The sequence below is a fragment of the Thermomonas sp. genome (genome assembly GCF_023953935.1).
GTDB lineage: Bacteria > Pseudomonadota > Gammaproteobacteria > Xanthomonadales > Xanthomonadaceae > Thermomonas.
Genome location: NZ_JAMLIW010000006.1, coordinates 20651 through 38313, shown reverse-complemented (window position 1 = coordinate 38313; position 17663 = coordinate 20651). Strand labels below are relative to the sequence as shown.

The 17663-nt window shown below is 68.7% G+C and carries 17 protein-coding genes; 6 read left to right on the top strand and 11 right to left on the bottom strand.

What is annotated here, in order from left to right; all coding sequences use genetic code 11:
- Positions 1–234 precede the first annotated feature (234 nt).
- The 3 genes from M9902_RS08130 to aroE are packed head-to-tail and all read left to right on the top strand — an operon-like array spanning position 235 to position 2363.
- On the top strand, positions 235–477 hold the full coding sequence (locus M9902_RS08130; protein WP_297173324.1) for a hypothetical protein: 243 nt from the start codon (positions 235–237) through the stop codon (positions 475–477).
- Between the two features lie 29 nt (positions 478–506).
- Complete coding sequence (gene hemB / locus M9902_RS08125) at positions 507–1499, top strand: porphobilinogen synthase (RefSeq protein WP_297222140.1); 993 nt, start codon at positions 507–509, stop codon at positions 1497–1499.
- Positions 1500–1526: 27 nt separating this feature from the next.
- Positions 1527–2363 carry a shikimate dehydrogenase gene (aroE, locus tag M9902_RS08120; RefSeq protein ID WP_297222138.1) on the top strand — a complete coding sequence of 279 codons (837 nt, stop codon included), beginning with the start codon at positions 1527–1529 and terminating at the stop codon, positions 2361–2363.
- A 26-nt stretch (positions 2364–2389) separates the two neighbouring features.
- Here the strand turns inward: aroE and M9902_RS08115 are convergent, their stop codons facing one another.
- The 7 genes from M9902_RS08115 to M9902_RS08085 form a co-directional block, all read right to left on the bottom strand.
- Positions 2390–3691 carry a DUF58 domain-containing protein gene (locus M9902_RS08115; RefSeq protein WP_297222137.1) on the bottom strand — a complete coding sequence of 434 codons (1302 nt, stop codon included), beginning with the start codon at positions 3689–3691 and terminating at the stop codon, positions 2390–2392.
- Entirely contained in the window at positions 3688–4680 is a 993-nt protein-coding gene (locus M9902_RS08110; RefSeq protein ID WP_297173309.1) for a MoxR family ATPase, read from the bottom strand. The genes M9902_RS08115 and M9902_RS08110 overlap by 4 nt, the downstream gene beginning before the upstream one ends.
- Positions 4677–5804: a DUF4350 domain-containing protein gene (locus M9902_RS08105; RefSeq protein WP_297222134.1), complete on the bottom strand. Its 1128-nt coding sequence runs from the start codon at positions 5802–5804 to the stop codon at positions 4677–4679. The genes M9902_RS08110 and M9902_RS08105 overlap by 4 nt, the downstream gene beginning before the upstream one ends.
- On the bottom strand, positions 5801–7435 hold the full coding sequence (locus M9902_RS08100) for a DUF4129 domain-containing protein (protein ID WP_297222131.1): 1635 nt from the start codon (positions 7433–7435) through the stop codon (positions 5801–5803). Before M9902_RS08100 ends, M9902_RS08105 begins: the two co-directional genes overlap by 4 nt.
- A complete protein-coding gene (locus M9902_RS08095) occupies positions 7422–8414 on the bottom strand; it encodes a stage II sporulation protein M (RefSeq protein WP_297222129.1) in 993 nt (330 codons plus the stop codon). Before M9902_RS08095 ends, M9902_RS08100 begins: the two co-directional genes overlap by 14 nt.
- Before the next feature lie 6 nt (positions 8415–8420).
- The gene (locus M9902_RS08090) at positions 8421–9101 is read right to left on the bottom strand and encodes an RDD family protein (RefSeq protein WP_297222127.1); all 681 of its coding nucleotides are present in this window, start codon (positions 9099–9101) and stop codon (positions 8421–8423) included.
- Positions 9102–9271: 170 nt separating this feature from the next.
- Complete coding sequence (locus tag M9902_RS08085; RefSeq protein ID WP_297222124.1) at positions 9272–12118, bottom strand: pitrilysin family protein; 2847 nt, start codon at positions 12116–12118, stop codon at positions 9272–9274.
- A gap of 91 nt (positions 12119–12209) precedes the next feature.
- Here M9902_RS08085 and M9902_RS08080 point away from each other — a divergent pair, with 91 nt between their 5' ends.
- Positions 12210–13007: an SDR family oxidoreductase gene (locus M9902_RS08080; protein WP_297222122.1), complete on the top strand. Its 798-nt coding sequence runs from the start codon at positions 12210–12212 to the stop codon at positions 13005–13007.
- Between the two features lie 10 nt (positions 13008–13017).
- Positions 13018–13497, top strand: a complete 480-nt coding sequence (locus M9902_RS08075; protein WP_297222120.1) for a tRNA (cytidine(34)-2'-O)-methyltransferase — start codon at positions 13018–13020, stop codon at positions 13495–13497.
- 13 nt (positions 13498–13510) lie between these two features.
- Here M9902_RS08075 and M9902_RS08070 read toward each other — a convergent pair whose 3' ends face one another.
- On the bottom strand, positions 13511–14545 hold the full coding sequence (locus M9902_RS08070; protein WP_297222118.1) for a hypothetical protein: 1035 nt from the start codon (positions 14543–14545) through the stop codon (positions 13511–13513).
- Positions 14546–14747: 202 nt separating this feature from the next.
- Between M9902_RS08070 and M9902_RS08065 the strand changes: the two genes are divergently transcribed.
- The gene (locus M9902_RS08065) at positions 14748–15311 is read left to right on the top strand and encodes a diffusible signal factor-reguated Ax21 faimly protein (protein ID WP_297222117.1); all 564 of its coding nucleotides are present in this window, start codon (positions 14748–14750) and stop codon (positions 15309–15311) included.
- 73 nt (positions 15312–15384) lie between these two features.
- On the opposite strand, the gene M9902_RS08060 is transcribed toward M9902_RS08065, so the two are convergent.
- The 3 genes from M9902_RS08060 to M9902_RS08050 all read right to left on the bottom strand — a co-directional run bounded on the left by M9902_RS08060 (position 15385) and on the right by M9902_RS08050 (position 17640).
- Entirely contained in the window at positions 15385–16419 is a 1035-nt protein-coding gene (locus M9902_RS08060) for an NAD(P)H-dependent glycerol-3-phosphate dehydrogenase (protein ID WP_297222115.1), read from the bottom strand.
- A gap of 112 nt (positions 16420–16531) precedes the next feature.
- On the bottom strand, positions 16532–17050 hold the full coding sequence (secB, locus tag M9902_RS08055; protein WP_297170678.1) for a protein-export chaperone SecB: 519 nt from the start codon (positions 17048–17050) through the stop codon (positions 16532–16534).
- A 155-nt stretch (positions 17051–17205) separates the two neighbouring features.
- Complete coding sequence (locus M9902_RS08050; RefSeq protein WP_297170675.1) at positions 17206–17640, bottom strand: rhodanese-like domain-containing protein; 435 nt, start codon at positions 17638–17640, stop codon at positions 17206–17208.
- Positions 17641–17663: the final 23 nt, after the last annotated feature.

Here is a 17663-nt window from a genome sequence, read left to right as displayed (position 1 = left end):
GCCAACCCGTGCCCGTGATCCGTGCCATCGTCTGCTCGCCCGATCCCAAGCGCCCACCGGCGCACCAGACCCGATCCTAGCGCGCACGGCGCCGGCGTGCCCGTGCCGATGGTCGGGGCCGGGCGATTCATCGGCGCTGGCCCGGGTTCGTCGCAAAATCCTTGCATCCGGCCCCCTGTGACCGCATATCCTTGGCCAGACGTTGTCACAAACTGGAGTGGACGCGCGATGGGATTGATCAGCTTGCTCTGGGGCATCGTTGCCCTCGTCTGGATGGTGCTGGCCCTGATCCCGCTGGTGGGCTGGGCCAACTGGCTGTTGATTCCGTTTGCAGCGGTCGGCGCGATCCTCGCCGCGGTCGCCCTCGCCGTCACCCGTCCAACCCACAATGCCCGCGCCAAGACCGGCTTGATCCTGAACGGCATCGCGATAGTCGTCGGCGCGATCCGGCTGGCCCTCGGCGGCGGCCTGCTGTGAGCTTCACGTGGCGCCCGTAGAATGACGCCATGAGCCAGTTTCCGATCCGCCCGCGGCGCATGCGCCATGACGACTTCTCGCGCCGATTGATGCGCGAGACGGTGTTCACCGCCAATGACCTGATCTATCCGGTTTTCGTGCATGAAGCGCGGGGCCGAGCCCCGGTTGCCTCGATGCCCGGCGTCGAGCGCCTGTCGATCGACGAACTGCTGCGGGTGGGTGAACAGGCGCTGGAATTGGGCGTGCCGGTGCTCGACCTGTTCGGCGTGCCCGATCCCGACGCCAAGACCGCCGACGGCCGCGTGGCCTGGGATGAAAACGGCATCATTCCGCGCGCGATCCGGGCGCTGAAATCGCGTTTCCCTGAACTGGGCGTGATGAGCGACCAGGCGTTGGACCCGTACACCACCCACGGTCAGGATGGGCTGATCGACGAGTCCGGCTACATTCTCAACGACGAGACCATCGAGGCCTTGATCAAGCAGTCGCTGGTGCATGCCGCTGCCGGGGGCGACGTGCTCTCGCCCTCGGACATGATGGATGGCCGCATCGGCGCGATTCGCGCGGCGCTGGAGGCCAACGGCTACATCCACACGCGGATCCTGGCCTACAGCGCCAAGTACGCCAGCAGCTTCTACGGCCCGTTCCGCAGCGCGGTGGGCAGCGCCGGCAGCCTCGGCAAGGGCAACAAATACACCTACCAGATGGACCCGGCCAACAGCGATGAAGCGCTGCACGAAGTCGCGCTGGATCTGGCCGAAGGCGCCGACATGGTGATGGTCAAACCCGGCCTGCCGTATCTGGACGTGCTGTACCGCGTCAAGCAGCAGTTCAAGCGCCCGACCTATGCGTATCAGGTCAGCGGCGAGTACGCGATGATCAAGGCCGCCGCCGGCAATGGCTGGCTGGACGAAAAGATGGTGGCACTGGAGGCACTGACCGCGTTCAAGCGCGCGGGTGCCGATGGCGTTCTCACATATTTCGCGCTGGACGCGGCGCGCTGGCTGCGCGAAGCTGGCTGAGGGTCAAGGCAAAGACGAGGATTCGCCATGAGCAAGCGCTACGCAGTCTTCGGTTCTCCCATTGCCCACTCGCAATCGCCGTTCATCCACGCGGCATTCGCGAAGCAAGCCCGCATCGCGCTCGACTACACCGCCATCGAAGCCGGGCCGGAGGATTTCGCCGGCAAGCTTGCCGCCAGCGGCGTCGATGGGGCCAACGTCACCCTGCCGCTCAAGGAAGTGGCTTTTGCCCTGTGCGGTGATCGGGTCAGCACCCGCGCGCAACGTGCCCGTGCGGTCAACACCCTGGTCCGCGACGCCGACGGCTGGCGCGGCGACAACACCGACGGCATCGGCCTGGTCCGCGACCTCACCGAACGCCACGGCATCGACCTGCGCCAACGGCGAGTGCTGATGCTGGGCGCTGGCGGTGCCGCGCGCGGAGTCACGCCGGCGCTGCTCGACGCCGGCATCCGCGAACTGATGATCGTCAATCGCACCCGCGAACGCGCCGATGCGCTGGCCGATGCCTTGGGCGAACCCGCCCGCGTGCATGCCCGTGGCTGGGATGCGTTGCCGAAGCTAGGCAGCTATGACCTGCTGATCAATGCCACCTCCGCCGCTCACAGCGGCGCCTTGCTGAGCTTGCCGATGGCGCTGGTCGAATCCCGCAGCGCCGCCGTGGACGTGAGCTATGGCGAGGCCGCGGTTCCGTTCCTGGCCTGGGCCCGTGCCGCCGGCTGCGTGAAGACGGTGGATGGCCTCGGCATGCTGGTCGAACAGGCCGCGGAAAGCTTCCTGCTCTGGCACGGCGTCCGCCCGGACACCGATGCGGTGTACGCGCAGCTTTCGGCGCGATCGATCGCGCTGTTCACCGCCGACTGAGCGCTGCAACGGCGTCGTACTCCCGCCTACAACAACCCCTCGCGCTTGATCGCCAGATAGCGTTCCACCAGCGCACCGGGCAGTTCGGCGCAGGTGACATCCAGAACCGCCACATGGTGGGCGCGCAGGGCGTCGTGGGCGACGGCGCGTTGTTGCAGGTAGCGCGCAGCCGAGGTGGCACGCAGGGCGCCGCGCAAGTCATGCGCATCGTCATCCAGCGCTTGATCGAGCACCTGCTCGCGCAGGCTGGCAATGACCACGTGATGGCGCTGGCGCAGCAGGCGCACGGCGGCCAGCAGGTCTTCGCTATCCTCGTCGCGCAGGTTGGTGACCAGCATCACCAGGCTGCGGCGGCGCTGGCGCAAGGTGAGCTCGGTGGCGGCAGCAAGATAGTCGGTGGCCACCGGCTGCGGTTGCAGGTCGTAGGTTTGTCGCAGCAGCACGTCGATCGCACCGGCGCCACGCTGCGGCGGCACCCAGCGACGCGGGCCGCCGTGGGCCAGCAGGCCGACCGCATCGCCCTGCCGCAGCGCCAGCCACGACACCACCAGCGCCGCATCCAGGGTCTGGTCGAAGTGTGAAAGGTTGCCGTCGCGGGCGAGCATGCGTTGGCCGGTATCGACCAGCAGCACCAATTGCTGGTTGCGCTCGTCCTGGTATTCACGCGAGATCAGCCGGCGCATCCGCGCGGTGGCCTTCCAGTCGATCTGGCGCAGGCTGTCGCCGATGCGGTAATCGCGCATCTGGTGGAAATCGGTGCCCTCGCCACGACGCCGGCGCACGTGCGCACCGACCGCGCGCGAGGCCTGCTCGTCGCCCAGCAGGGCGAGCTTGGCCAGCGGCGCGAAGTTCGGGAACACCCGCACGCGCTGTTCCGGTGCCACGGTGGCGCGCCGCCACCACAGCCGCCAGGGCGCGTGCAGACGCAGGTGGACGCCGATGAAGTCGGCATTGCCGCGCTCGACCGGACGCAGCCGGTAGGCAAAGCGGCTGTCGCTGCCAGGCGCCAGATCCAGTCGCCGTGGCAGGCCCGTGGCTTCCCAACCCACTGGATGCAGGTCGAACACATCCACCCGCTGCCGGCGCCCGCCGGCTTCCAGGACCAGTTCCACCGCACGGTCGATGCCGACCGCCAGCGCCTCGGGAAGATCGCGCCGCACCGAAGGCAACGCCTGTCGCCGCAGACGCAGCGCATCGACCAGCGCCAACAGCGCCAGCAACCCACCGGCCAGCGGCCACGCCAGCGTCGGAACGAGCGCGAAACTCACCAGCAGGCCGAGCAGCGCCCAGCCCGCCAGCAGCCAGATCAGGGCCGGTGCCGGTCTCACTGGCGCGGGGCGTCCACCTTGGCCAGCAGCGCGCGCAGCACCTCGTCCACCGACTGGCCTTCGATGTGCAGTTCGGGCGCGAGCTGGATGCGATGGCGCAGGCAGGGCAAGGCGATCTCGCGGACATCGTCGGGGGTGACGAAATCGCGCTCGGCCAGCACCGCCTGCGCGCGCGCCGCCCGCACCAGCGCAATGCTGCCGCGCGGCCCGGCACCGAGGGCGATGCCCGGCCATTTGCGGGTGGCGGCGGCAATCCGCACCGCATAGTCGAGCACCGCCGGATCGACCCGCACCAGCGCGGTGCCGATCTGCAGGGCGCGCACGTCTTCATGGCCGAGCACGCGCTGCACCTGCGAAAGATCGAACTCGGCGGCGGTGCGGCCTTCACTGACCGCGGCAACCATCCGTTTCTCGTCCTCGATGCCGGGATAGCCGATCAGGATCTTGAACAGGAAGCGATCAAGCTGCGCCTCCGGCAACGGATAAGTGCCTTCCAGCTCCAGCGGGTTCTGCGTCGCCAGACACAGGAAGGGCGAGGGCAGCGGGAAGCTCTCGCCTTCGATCGTCACCTGCTGTTCCTGCATCGCCTCCAGCAGCGCCGACTGGGTCTTGGCCGGGGCGCGGTTGATTTCATCGGCCAGCAGCAGATGGGTGAACACCGGGCCCTTGCGCACTTCGAAACGTTCGGTTTTCGGGTCGTACACCGCGTGCCCGCAGATGTCGCTGGGCATCAGGTCGGGGGTGAACTGGACGCGTGCGTGCTGGCAATCCAGCGCCTGCGCCAACGCCCGCACCAGCAAGGTCTTGCCGAGGCCGGGCACGCCTTCGAGCAATACATGGCCACCGGCGAGCAGGGCGATCAGGACCTGGTCGAGCACCTCGGGCTGGCCGATGAAGGCCTTGCCGACGGCATCGCGGATGGCGGCGGCACGCGCGCCCAGCGCGGCACCGACCGGCGGCGGAACGGGAGGCAGGGCAGGCGAATTCATAAGCGTTTCCTCAGGTCGATCAGGCGGGCGATGCGTTGGCGGAAATCGTGCGCATCGCGGGGTGGGCGGGTATCCAGCAGGCTGCGGACGTCACTGGCCGGCAGGCCGGTGCGCTTGGCGATCAGGCTGGCCTGTGGCTCGCCCTCCAGCGCGGCGGCCAGCGGATCGCGGCGACGCAGCCGCGCCTGCACGGCGGTCAGCAACGCCCGATGCAAGGCCGCGAGTTGGCCGTAACGCAGCAGGTGCTCGCCGCTGGCTTCAAGGTGCTCCAGCAGCGAGCGGCGCGGCGGTTGCGGTGCCGGCAGCAGCGGGCCGAACCGCTGGGCGCGCATCCACAGCCACAGCAGCAGGCACAGGAACGCCGGCAGCAGCGCGCGCCAGCCGTGCTCCAGCAACCAGCGCCACAGCGGCGGCAGGTCCACCGAATAGACCAGATGGAAGCGGCCGGAACCCCAGTTCGGCGTCAGCAGCTGGCGCGCGAATTCCGGGTTGCCGGCATCAGCGAGCTGGTCATTGGTCAACAAGCCCATGTCCGAAAGCAGGTCCACGCTGCCCTCGCCAAGGCGGAAGCGGGCGAACAAATAATGGCCTTGCGGGTGCTGCAGCCCGGCCGCGACGTCGGCGTCATCCTCCAGGGTGAAGCTTGGAGCACCGCAAAACAGCGACTGCTCCCGCTGGCCCGCCGTGGTACGCAGCAGGCACGACGACCGGGTGACCACAGGCTGGATCGGCAGGAATCCGGACAGCGGCTCCGCCCCGGTGCCCTGGCCGCTTTCGCTGAACTCCGGCAGCCCCACGACCAGATGGCCGCCGCCGCGCACGAAGCGCTCCAACCCCTCCAGGTCGGTCTGGCCCAGGCTGCGCGGATCGCCCAACATCACCACGGTGTCATGCGCGCCAAGCGGCACCGCATCAAGCTGCAGGCGCTGGCGCGACAGCACCTGTTGGCCGGCCCCGCGCAACGACAGCTTGAGTGCATACAGCGGATTGAAGCTGGCCTCGCCGATGGGCGGCAGCTCCACGCTGCGCTCCACCTTCTTGTAGGTGAGCAGGAACCAGGCCGCCACCAGCCCCAGGAACAGCAGGCCCAGCAGCCAGGGCAGGACGGAAGACCCGCGCTTCATGGCGCCCACCCGAAGCGTTGCCCCAGCAATGCCAGCAGGGATTCGAAGTCATCCCCCCCCGGCAGCCGCTCGGCATAGGCGGCGTATTGCCAGACGTTGACCATGCGCGCGAACGCGGCACGATCCTGCGCATCACCCAGCGCGCGCGCCGCGCGCAGGCACTGGGCCTCGGTGGCGCCGGGCACCAGCAGCACGCCGGTCCGTTCGACCATCGAAGCGACGCTGGCGCGATACAGCAATGCCAGCGCCGCGCGCGACTGGCCGCCGGCCCACAGCCGACGGGCATGGCCGATGACGTCGGCGGGCAGCGGCAGGGCCTCGGTCTGACCGTCCTGGACTATCGGTGTGGATGGCGCCTTGGGGGCAGGCGCGAAGCCGCGCAGCCACGGCAGCCAAGTGCGGCGGCTCAGGAAAAGGAGGATCAGCAGGATACCCAGCAAGATCCACAAGCTGTACTTGGCGATGCTGGCGAACACCGCCGCGAGCTTGCGCAGCCACGGCGAATCGTCTCGGCGCACGGCCTCTTCGGGATTGCGGCGCACCCATTCACTGAGGGTCTGCTTCGGGTGCAGGCGCGGATCGTCTTCGGTGCGGGCCACGGCTTCAGGGAAACGCGGGTCGTTTTCAACCTGTCCGAAGATCTCCAACAGGCCGGGCATCGGCGCCGTGGTTTGGTCCGAGTCCCGAGCTTCGCCCCCCTCGGCGTAATCGAAGCTGTCCGCCGCTGACGCCGTGCACTGGCCCCGGGGTTCTTCCCCCGCCTGCTCTGCCTGCGCTGCTTGCGCCGCCGCAGCCGCAACCCCCGGCGGCAGCGGGCAGGCACGCGACTGACCCGGCACGGCCAGCGCCAGCGCCGCCAACAGCACCGCCGCGCCGGCGCCACCCAGCCGCGTGCGCAGGCGGCGGAAGGCAATTTCCACGTCCCAGGCCTCGATCCGGGTGCGGCGATCGAGGTACAGACCAAAGCCGGCGCCGACGTAGAAGGGTTCAATCACGGAGGTGACCGACCATGCCAGCAGGTTGCCCAGCAGTTGCACCCAGCGCGGTGGCTCCCGGCTGATCAGGTCCCAGGCCGCGCGCATGGATTCGGACATCAGCTCGACCGGCACGAACAGCAGCGCCAGCGCGTAGGTCGCGAAGACCAGCACGAGCTCGAAATTCGCGCACACCAGGGTCAACAGCGCCGCCGTGCCGTGCACGCCACCGCCGACCACCCGCCGCCGCTGCGCGGCGCGTGGCCCGCCTTCCAGCAGGTCAATGGGCAGGTACAGCGAACGTACCGGGCTGAGCCGACGCCAGCCGAGGTAGCCAGCCATTGATCGCAAACCCCAGCCCCGCATTGCCGCCCGCGTCTCCCGCGCGCTCGGCGCCGGGCCGAACACGGCGCGTGAAATCACGTACAGCGGGATGCGGTCGAACACCGGCTTGAGCCACCACATCACCACCGCCGCCAGCCACACCTTGTCCAGCCCCCACGCGACGGCGTTGACCAGGACGAACACGGGCAGGGTCAGCACCAGCCACGGCCCCCAGATGGCCCGGGCGTGGCGGCGCACCAGCGCCGTGCCCAGTTCCACCGCCTCCCAGGCCGTGCGCGGGCGCAGCTCGACGCTGAGGTCATCGAGCCGCATCGCGATCCCTCCCGCCCAGCGCCAGCCAGGCCAGCACCAGCGCCCACAGCACGGCGGCAACGCCGTATTTGACCGCCGCCGGGATCGTCCCGATCGACGACCAGAACGCCTCGATGAAGGCGGCAATCACCAGCATCAGGAACACGCCCAGGCACAGCGCCGCGCCGCGCTTGCCGTCTTCGATCAGGGCGTTGACCCGGGTACGGCGACCCGGCGCCAGCAGAGCCAGGCTCAGGCGCAGCCCGGCGCCGCCGGAAATCACGATCGCCGTCAGTTCGAAGGACGCATGACCGGCCGCGAAGCGCCAGAACGGATCGCCAAGGCCGACGTTCTGCAGGTGTCCGGCCACCATCCCGATCATCACCCCGTTGAAGGCGATGGTCAGCACCGGGCCGATCCCGGCCAGCAGGCCACTGGCGTAGGTGCGCAAGCCAATGCTGATGTTGTTGAAGATGTAATAGCCGAACATCTGCAGGTCATCGCCCGAGCTGCGGCCCAGCTTTTGCGCGGCTTTCGAATACATCTCTTCCCACTGCGCGACCTGCTGCGGCGGCATCAGGGTGTGGATGAGCTCGGGCTTGAACTGCAGAGCGACGAAGCTGGCGAGCAGCGGCAGCAGGAACAGCAGCGTCGAAGCCCACATCACCCCCGACTCGGCGCGCACCAGACGCGGAAAATCGGCGATGAAGAATTCGATGGCGCGCTGCCAGCGCGGCGGCGGCGGTCGGTACAGCACGTCGTGGCCGCGTTGCACCAGTTCCTGCAACCGTTCGAGCAGATGCGGGCTGTAGCCGCGCCTGCGCGCCAGGCCCAGCTGGCGCGCCAGCCGGCGGTAGACGACCGGCACGTCGATGTCGGCCATTCCGCGCCAGTGGATGTCCGCACGCGCCTTGCGCGGGCGTGCGGCGCGGGCCTGCAGCCAACGCTCGAACTCGACCCATTCCTGCTGGTGCCGGGCGATGAACTGTTCCTGCCGCATCCGCGCTCAGCCCTGCCCCGACAGCCAACGGGCGATGCCGCCCAGCCGCGCCACCCCGGCTTCCCGCTGCGCGCCGGTGATCGGGCTGGCCAGATCGGCCAGCTCCATCTGCCGCTGTGGCGTCAGCCGTGGGGCCCGCTCGGCGAACGCCAGCACCGCCATCTGCTCCTCCGGCCGCAGCGGCGACAGCGGGGCGCTGGCGTCGCCCGCAGAGGTGACCGGCAGCGGCTGCAGCGGGCGCACGTGCACCACAAGAGTCCCGGCCACCAGATCGCCCAACCGCCGTCCCCACGGATCGCAGAAACCCGAAATCAGCCCACAGGCATAGCCGAAGGGCAGCATGTCCACCGTGCGCATCAGGTTGCGCACGATCGAGGCCAGCCATCCCACCGGCGCGCCGTCGCCGGCGACCACCCGCAATTCAAGCGCGCGCTTGCCCGGCGTCTGCCCGTTGAACAGACCTTCGCACAGGATCGGGTAGCCCCAGAACACCACGAACAGCGTCAGCAGGTAGAGCCCGGCGCCGGTGCTGCCAAACATCGCGAACACCATGCCGAACAGCATCATCAGCGCCATCCGGATCGCAAAATCAATCGCCCAGGCCAGCGCGCGCGGCACCGGGCCGGCGGCCGGCAGACGCAGGGTGATGCCCTCGGGGGTGTCGACGGTGCGAACGGTATCCAGCATGCGCAGGCACTTTAACCGCTGGGCGCGGCGACGCGAAGCGGTTGCCTCTTCCAACGGCAAGTGCGCCAGGAAGAGGCGGCATGATTCCAATGTCGATCCGTCAATGCACGAGCGTCTCGGCCTGGCACCCGCGTCCAGCCCGGGTTGCCGGGCTGGACGGGATCAAGCCATCAGGGCTTCGGCGGCACCGGCTTGCCGTCGGCATCGAGCACCGTCACCTCGCCGATGTTCAGCGCCCGCACCGGGGCTTCGATCTGCTTGAGATCGCCCACGATCACCCAGGTCAGGGCGTTCGGGCTGAACACGCGGGCGGCGGCGTTGACCTGCCCCGGGGTCATCGCCTCGATCTCGGCCTTGCGCCGGAACACGTAGTCGTCCGGACGCCCGAACAGGACGTTGCTGGTGATCGTGCCCAGCACCGAGCGCGCGGTTTCATAGGCGCCCGGCAGGCTGAGGGTCAGCACCCGCTCCATGCCCTCGACCTCTTCGGCGCTGGCCGGACGCGTGCCGTTGGCATAATCGGTGATCTCGCGGCGCATTTCCGCCACCGCCTCGCCGGTCTTGTCGATCTGCACCGGCGCCCGCGCCATCCACAGACGCGGCCCGATCGAACCGCCAGCCCCGCTGCCGGCGCCGTAGGACCAGTGCTTCGCCTCACGCAGGTTCATGTTGAGGCGGGCGGTGAAATCGCCGCCGATCACCATGTTGGCCATGTCGTATTCGGTCGATTTCGGATCGGAGCTGGGCGGCAGCAGTTCGGCGGCCGTGATGTTGGCTTGCACGGCGCCCGGCTGGTCGATCAGGAACACCCGCGGCCGCGGCTGTGCGGCCACCGCCGGGATGGCATTGGCGGCGGCGGCGTCACCCGCCGGCTTCCAGTCGCCGAAGTGACGCTCCAGCACCGGCAGGATTTCGGCCAGCGTGGTGTCGCCCACCACCACCAGGGTCGCGTCCTGCGGGCGCAGCGCGCGGTCGTGCCAGCCTTGCAGGTCGGCGCGGCTCAGCCCGCCGATCGACGCCTCGGTGCCGCTGCCGGTGCGCGGCGCGGCGTAGGGATGGCCGGCGCCGAAGACCAGCTGCGGCATCACCCGCGCGGTCAGCGCATTCGGGTTCACCTTTTCCTGCCGGATCCCGGCGATCCACTGGCCGCGAACGCGGTCGATGTCGGCCTGCTCGAAGCGCGGCCGGCGCAGCATGTCGGCGTACAGCGCCACCGAGGCGTCGAGGTTCTGCTTGAGCGCCGACAGGTAGCCACTGCTGCCGTCCAGCCCGGCGCTGGCGCCGAGGTTGGCGCCCAGCGCTTCGGCGCGGTCGGCGAAGGCCAGCGAATCGCGTTCACCGGCGCCCTCGTCGAGCAGACCCATGGTGAAGCTGGCCAGCCCCGGACGGTTGGCCGGGTCGGCCGCCTGGCCGGCGCGGAACTCGTAGCTCATCTGCACCACCGGAATGTCGTGGCGCTCGGCCAGGATGACCTTCGTGCCGTTGCTCAGGGTGGCGCGCTGCTGGTTCGGGAAGATCAGGTCCGGGAACCGGGTCGGCATCGGCGGGCCGGCCTTGCGGTCCACGTCGCTGGTCACGGTGGTGTAGCGCGGATCCGGCTTGGGGATGACGAACGGGGTCGGCGCCACCGCCGGCTCTTCGGCGATGGGCACGCGCGGGCCCGGATTCACGACCAGGGTGTGGCTGCCCTTGCCCGCCCCCAGCCAGCTGTTGCCGGCGGCGCGCACCGAATCGGTGCTGGCCTCGGCCAGGGTCTTGAGGACATCGCGGTAGCAATCGGGCTTGCCGGTGTAGACCGTACATTCGGCCAGCACGTCGGCCTTGCCGCCGAAGCCGCCGATGCGCTCGACCCCGCGCACCCAGTCGGCCTCGATGCCGGTGCGGGCGCGATTGAGCTCTTCCGCACTCGGGCCGTCGCGCAGCAGGCGCTGCAGTTCCTCGTCGATGATGGCCTCGACCCGGGCCACGTCGCCACCCTGCTTGACCGCCGCGGTGATGATGAAGTTGCTGCCCAGCTGCGAGGCCGAGACCATCGCGCGCACGCTGTCGACCAGCTGGTCATCGTGCACCAGCCGCTTGGACAGGCGCGAGGACTTGCCGCCGGCGAGGACGCGGGCGAACAGGTCGAGGCGGTCGATGTCGGGCTGGCCGTACTGGGCCACGTTCCAGATCCGGTAGATGCGTGACTGCGGCACCGTGTCGGTCATGGCCGAGCGGGTGTTGCTGGTGTGCGCGGCCACGTTGATTGCCGGCTGGGCCATGCTCGGGCCGGCCGGGATGTCGCCGAAATACTTCGTCACCTTCTCGCGGGCGGTGGCCAGGTCGATGTCACCGGCCAGCACCAGCACCGCGTTGTTCGGCCCGTACCAGGTCTTGAACCAGGTCTTGACGTCGTCCAGCGAGGCGGCGTTGAGGTCGTTCATGGAGCCAATGGTGCTGTGGTGGTACGGGTGCCCGGCCGGGTACATGATCCGGCCCAGTTCGTCCCAGACCTGGCCATAGGGCTGGTTCTCGCCCTGGCGCTTTTCGTTCTGGACCACGCCGCGCTGCTCGTCCAGGGTGGGCTGGTCGATCGCGCCGAGCAGATGGCCCATGCGGTCGGATTCCATCCACAGGGCCATGTCGAGGGCGGTGGTCGGGACGTTTTCGAAATAGTTGGTGCGGTCGGAATTGGTGGTGCCGTTCTGGTCGGTGGCGCCGACCGCCTTGAACGGGGTGAAGAACTCACCCGGCGCGTTTTCACTGCCGTTGAACATCAGGTGTTCGAACAGGTGGGCAAAGCCGGTGCGGCCGGCCGGCTCGTCCTTGCTGCCGACGTGGTACCAGACGTTGACGGCGACAATCGGCGCCTTGCGGTCGGTGTGCACGATCACCCGCAGACCGTTGGGCAGGGTGAAACTCTCGTAGGGAATGTTCACGGCCGGGGCAGTGGCGGCCAGCGCGGGCGGGGTGTAGCTGCCAACGCCAAGGGCACCGACAAGGGCGAGTGCGAGGGCGGCGGGACGGAAGACGTTCACGAAGAGCTCCTGATCAACGGCGTGGAACCTTTCATGATAGACGTCACATATCGTCGATACACTAGGCCAGAAGCCACACCCCGGAGGTCCCATGGCGCGCACCGCCGTCGTCACCGGCGCCAACCGCGGCGTCGGTCTAGAATTCACGCGCCAGCTGCTGGCCCGCGGCGACCGCGTTCTGGCCGGTTGCCGCCAGCCCGGCAAGGCCACCGAGCTCAACGCGCTCACCGGGCACCATCCCGGCCGCCTGCGCGTCCTGCCGCTGGACCTGGCCAATCCGGATTCCCGCGCCGGGTTCGTCGCCGAGCTGCCGCTGGCGCTGGGCGAGGACGCCCGCATCGACCTGCTGATCAACAACGCCGGCGTGCTGCATTCGGGCGAACGCTTCGGCCAGCTCCGGCAAGCCACGCTGGAAGACAGCCTCGCGGTCAACGCCATCGGGCCGCTGCTGCTGACACAGGCGCTGGCGCCGTGGTTTGCCGACGCCAACGCTGTCGAAGGGGGCGGGTTGCCGATCAACCAAGCGAGTATCGGGGAGCGACTTGATCGGCAACCCGCCCCCTTCGACACGAGCCACCACCCCGTCATCGCCAACCTCAGCTCGCAGCTCGGCTCGATTGCCGGCGTCACCCGCTTCGGCGCACCCAGCTATGCGATCAGCAAGGCCGCGCAGAACATGGCCACGGCGCAGCTGGCCAAGGCGCTGGCGCCGCGCGGGGTCGTGGTCCTGGCCTTCCACCCGGGCTGGGTGCAGACGGCGATGGGCGGGCCGAAGGCCACCGACGCGCCGCAGGCCGTGGTGGCCGGGATGCTGAGCGTGATCGATGCCGCCACCCCGGAGCAATCCGGCGGCTTCTTCGACTGGCGCGGCGAGCGCCTGCCGTGGTGATGCGCGCCTGATGTTCCACGTCATCCTGCACCGCCCGGAAATCCCGCCCAATACCGGCAACGTGATCCGCCTGTGTGCCAATACCGGCGCGATGCTGCACCTGGTACGGCCGCTCGGCTTCGATCTCGACGACAAGCATCTGCGCCGGGCCGGGCTGGATTACCACGAATACGCCACGCTGCGGGTGCACGACGACCTTGATGCCGTGCTGGCGGCCATCGCCCAGGCGAGCAACGCGCCGCCACGGCTGTTTGCGCTGTCCACGCGCGGCCAACTGCCCTACGACGCGCCCGCCTACCGGGATGGCGATGCCTTTCTGTTCGGCAGTGAAACCTGCGGCCTGCCGCCCGAGGTGTGGGCGCTGATTCCCGATGAACAGCGATTGCGCCTGCCGATGCGGCCAAACAACCGCAGCCTCAACCTGTCCAACGCGGTGGCGGTGATGGTATTCGAGGCGTGGCGACAGACCGGGTTTGACGGCGGCAGTTGAGCCACCGCGCGCGTCATTCCAGCAGATTGACGTTGCGGGTGATTTTCCCGGTCTTGAGGTCGATCTGCAGCAGCTGCGAGGCGTTGGCCAGCAACAGCGATTTCCCTTGCAGCACGAACTGCTCGGTGTCGAAATCATTGGCCCAGTCGCCGCGCGTCTGCGGCAGCGGCGTGCTCCAGCGGGTGGCCAGCGTTGCCGCATCCATCTGCGTCAGCAGCTTGTGCTGGCCGCTGGTCTTGTCGGTGCGCGAGAGCACCAGCAGGCCTCCGTCGAACAGCGTCGCCGGGCGCTCGTGCATGCTGTCCCCGGCGCCGAGGAACAGATACCGGGGCTTCAGGAAATCCACTTGCGAGCGTTGTGTCGGGTCGTTCTCGCGCGCGATGTAGCGCCGCCCGTCGCCGGCCTCGCGCAGCCCCTCGGGCAATTCCCCGTCCAACTGCCAGGAGATTCCCCGGAACGACTCGAACTCGCCGCTGGCGACCTGCGCGGCGCCGGCCTCCGGGTTCAACCGGTAGGTGCGCCCGTCCTTGCCCTGGAACAGCACGGCGTCCGGCTGCGCCGGATCGCGACGGAAGTCGGTGAAGCTCGCCCCATCGAGCGCCATCCCGGGGTTGCGCTCCAGCAGCGCCGCACCGGTGAAGGTGAGCGTTCGGGAAGCCAGTGAAAACACCATCGGTGCCAGCGATTCGCCTTGATGGCCCTGGCAGGCGATCACCACATAGGCATCGTTGGCCGTGCCCAGCTGCGGAAAGGTGCAGTCGGAGCTGTCGATTTCAAGAGGTTTGTCCAGCAGCCTGCGGCCGCTGGCGGTGTCCACGACCTGGAGATAGTTCGTCAACGAGCCGTGGCTGACGGAGCTGCCACCTTTGCGCTGGTAGGACCAGATGAAGGTGCTCTGATAGAGGTAGGCGTAGTGGTTGCCGCTCGGGCTGAACATGCCCTGGAACACTTTCGGTTCCTGCCGGCCCATCTGCGAGCAGGCGGCCAGCAGCAGTGCGGCGGCGCTGCTCACCAGCGAACGGAACCAGGTGTTGCGCGTGTCGGTCATCCATCGGTCTCCAGCCTGCGTTCCCCCATCATGCACGCCCAATCCGGCAAAAAGCGGACAGCGCGTGTACGCCGTCCTGCCTGAACACTTACTGGACGGTTCAGTTTGGTATTCAGGCCGCGTTGCCGCGCCGGCCACGACAGTGTGCGCACGTTCCGCCGACGCGCGGAGCGGCAACCCCACCACACGGAGGTACTCCCCCATGAAGCGTCTCGCCTTTGCCATCGCCCTCAGCTGCGCCGCCGCCGTGCCGTTCACGGCCGCCGCCGCCGACGGCATCTCCTACAACCACGTCCAGGGCGGCTACGTCGCCACCAACAGCAACGGCCCCGACGCCGACGGCTGGGGCCTGGGTGCCTCGGTTGCGGTGCATCCCAATGTGCATCTGTTTGCCAACTACGCGCGCCAGGACATCAAGCACACCGCCTTCGATTTCGACCAATGGCGCGTGGGTGGCGGCTACAATACCCAGATCGGCACCAACACCGATTTCGTCGCCAACGCTGCCTACGAGCGGGTCAGCGCCGGCGGCGGCGTGAATGCGGACGGCTACAGCATCGAAGGTGGTGTGCGCAGCGCGCTGGCACCGCGATTCGAAGGCTACGCCATGGTCGGCTACCTCGACGGCAACCACCTCAAGGGCGAGCCCTACGGCCGCCTCGGTGCCACCGCCAAGTTCAGCCCGAACTGGGGCGTGAACGCCGACGTGCGCATCATCAACGGCGGCACCACCGAATGGTCGGTCGGCCCGCGTTACACCTGGTAAGCCCCACCCAAGCAACAAAAAACGCCCGGCACTCCCGGGCGTTTTTTCCGAATCACCAATCACCAATCACCAATCACGAATCACCAAAAAGCGCCTGCGGATACTCGGCCTTGCGCTCGCGCGCCATCAGCCGGCGCAGCCCTTCGGCGGGCGTGATTTCGCCGTGCAGAACGTCGCGGACGTTTTCGGAAATCGGCAGTTCAATCCCGTGGGCGCCGGCCAGCCGCATCACTTCGTCGGCGGTTTGCAACGATTCCACCACCTGCCCGATTTCACGCACCGCTTCGTCGATCGACTGCCCGCGCCCCAGCGCCAGCCCGAGCCGGCGGTTGCGCGACAGGTCGCCGGTGCAGGTCAGCACCAGATCGCCCAGCCCGGCCAGGCCCATCAGGGTTTCCGGACGACCGCCAAGGGCGAGGTTCAGCCGCAGCATTTCGTTCAGGCCGCGGGTAATCAGGCCGGCGCGGGCGTTCAGTCCCAAGCCCATGCCGTCGGCGACGCCGGTGGCCACCGCCAGCACGTTTTTCATCGCGCCACCCAGTTCGGCACCGCGCATGTCATTGCCGGTGTAGGCGCGGAAGGCCGGGCCGTGCAGGGCATCGGCCACCTTCTTCGAAAACTCCGCGTCATCGGAATGCACGGTCAGCGCCGTCGGCAGACCTTGCGCGACCTCCTTGGCGAACGACGGCCCCGTCACTACCGCCAGCGGTACCTCGGATCCCAGCGTCTCGGCGGCGACCTCGTGCAGGAAGCGCCCGCTGCCGGGTTCGAAACCCTTGGTGGCCCACGCCACCCCCGCATGCGCCGGCCGCAGCGGCGCCAGCGCGCGCAGGGTCTGCGCAAACGCATGCGAAGGCACCACCACCAGCACCCAATCGGTGCCGATCAGCGCGGCGGCCAGGTCGGTGGTTGCGCGCAGCCCGTCCGGCAGCTGGATCCCCGGCAGATAGCGGGTGTTGCCGGCACCGGCGTTGATCGCCTCGGCGATCGCCGGATCGCGACCCCACAGCCGTGTGGGATGCCCATGGCGGGCGGCCAGCGCCGCCAGCGCGGTGCCCCAGGAGCCCGCGCCAAGCACCGCGAGCGCCGCTGTGTCGGTCTCACCCATGCTGCAAGCCTAACCCGCGGCCCGCGCGAATGACACGGGTGCGCTTGGGCGGCGCGCGCGCGCCCGTGTCATGAGGCCCGGAAGACGCGCGGATCGCCGCACGGCGACGCGGTCAGGCGTTGCCGGCGGTCGGGGCGTTGGCCAGGGCTGCCTCGCCCTGACCCTGCGCGGCACGCTGGCGCAGCGATTCGGCGTACAGCGCTTCGAAATTGAGCGGCTGCATCGGGAACGGCGGGAACCCGCCGGTGGTGACGAGCTGGCCGATCGCGGCGGCGGCATACGGATACAGCAGGTTCGGGCACTGAATCCCGAGCATCGCGTCCAGGGTCTGGTCATCGAAGCCGCTCAGGCCGAACACGCCGGCCTGCACCACTTCGGCGAGGTAGGCGTTGTGCTCGTTGATGTTGCAGGTCAGGGTGATGCCCAGGCTGACCTCGAAGGCGTTTTCAGCCAGGCGCTGCACCTTCTGGTTGAGCTTCATCTGCAGGTCCGGCTGGCCCTGTTCGTTGAACACCTGCGGGGTGTTGGGCGCTTCGAACGAAGCGTCCTTCAGGTACATCTTCTCGACCGTGAAGGTCGCCTGCGGCTGGTCGGCGGCCGGAGCAGCGCCGTTCAGGATTTCATCGGACATGGGGTGACTCCAGGGATCGGCGGCGCGGCCGCGCGGGCAAGAGGGGGATTATCGCATCGCGCGCGGCACTCTGCCCGGCGATCATTTCAACGTGGGGACAGCGCGGCGGATCACAAGCCCCCGCCGCCGACGCGGCGCATCCGGGAGCGCCCGCTTCAGCGCCCCTTGACCAAGGGCAGATCGGCGCCGCGCCAGGCCTGCACGCCGCCATCGAGCACGCTGACCTGGGTGAAACCGGCCTTGCGCATGCGGCTGGCCGCACCCTGCGCGGTCTGCCCAGACTGGCACACCAGCACCACCGGCAGCGCCTTGGCCGGAGCCAGCTGCTTGTTTTCCGGGTCGAACTGGCTGAGCTGGACGTTCTTGGCGCCGGCGATATGGCCTTTCTCGAAATCGCCCGGCGAACGCAAATCCACGACCAAGGCGTTTTCACGATTCATCATGGCCACCAGCACCGCCGGGCCGATCCGGCGGATGCCGCCCAGCCGCAGGGCGATTTCCACGCCGATCAGGGCCAGGGTAATGGCGATCAGGGCGATCGACAGCTGGGGGTGGCGGCCGGCAAAAGCGGCAATTTCGGCATAGCTCACGTGGTTCGGCCCGAATTCGGCGG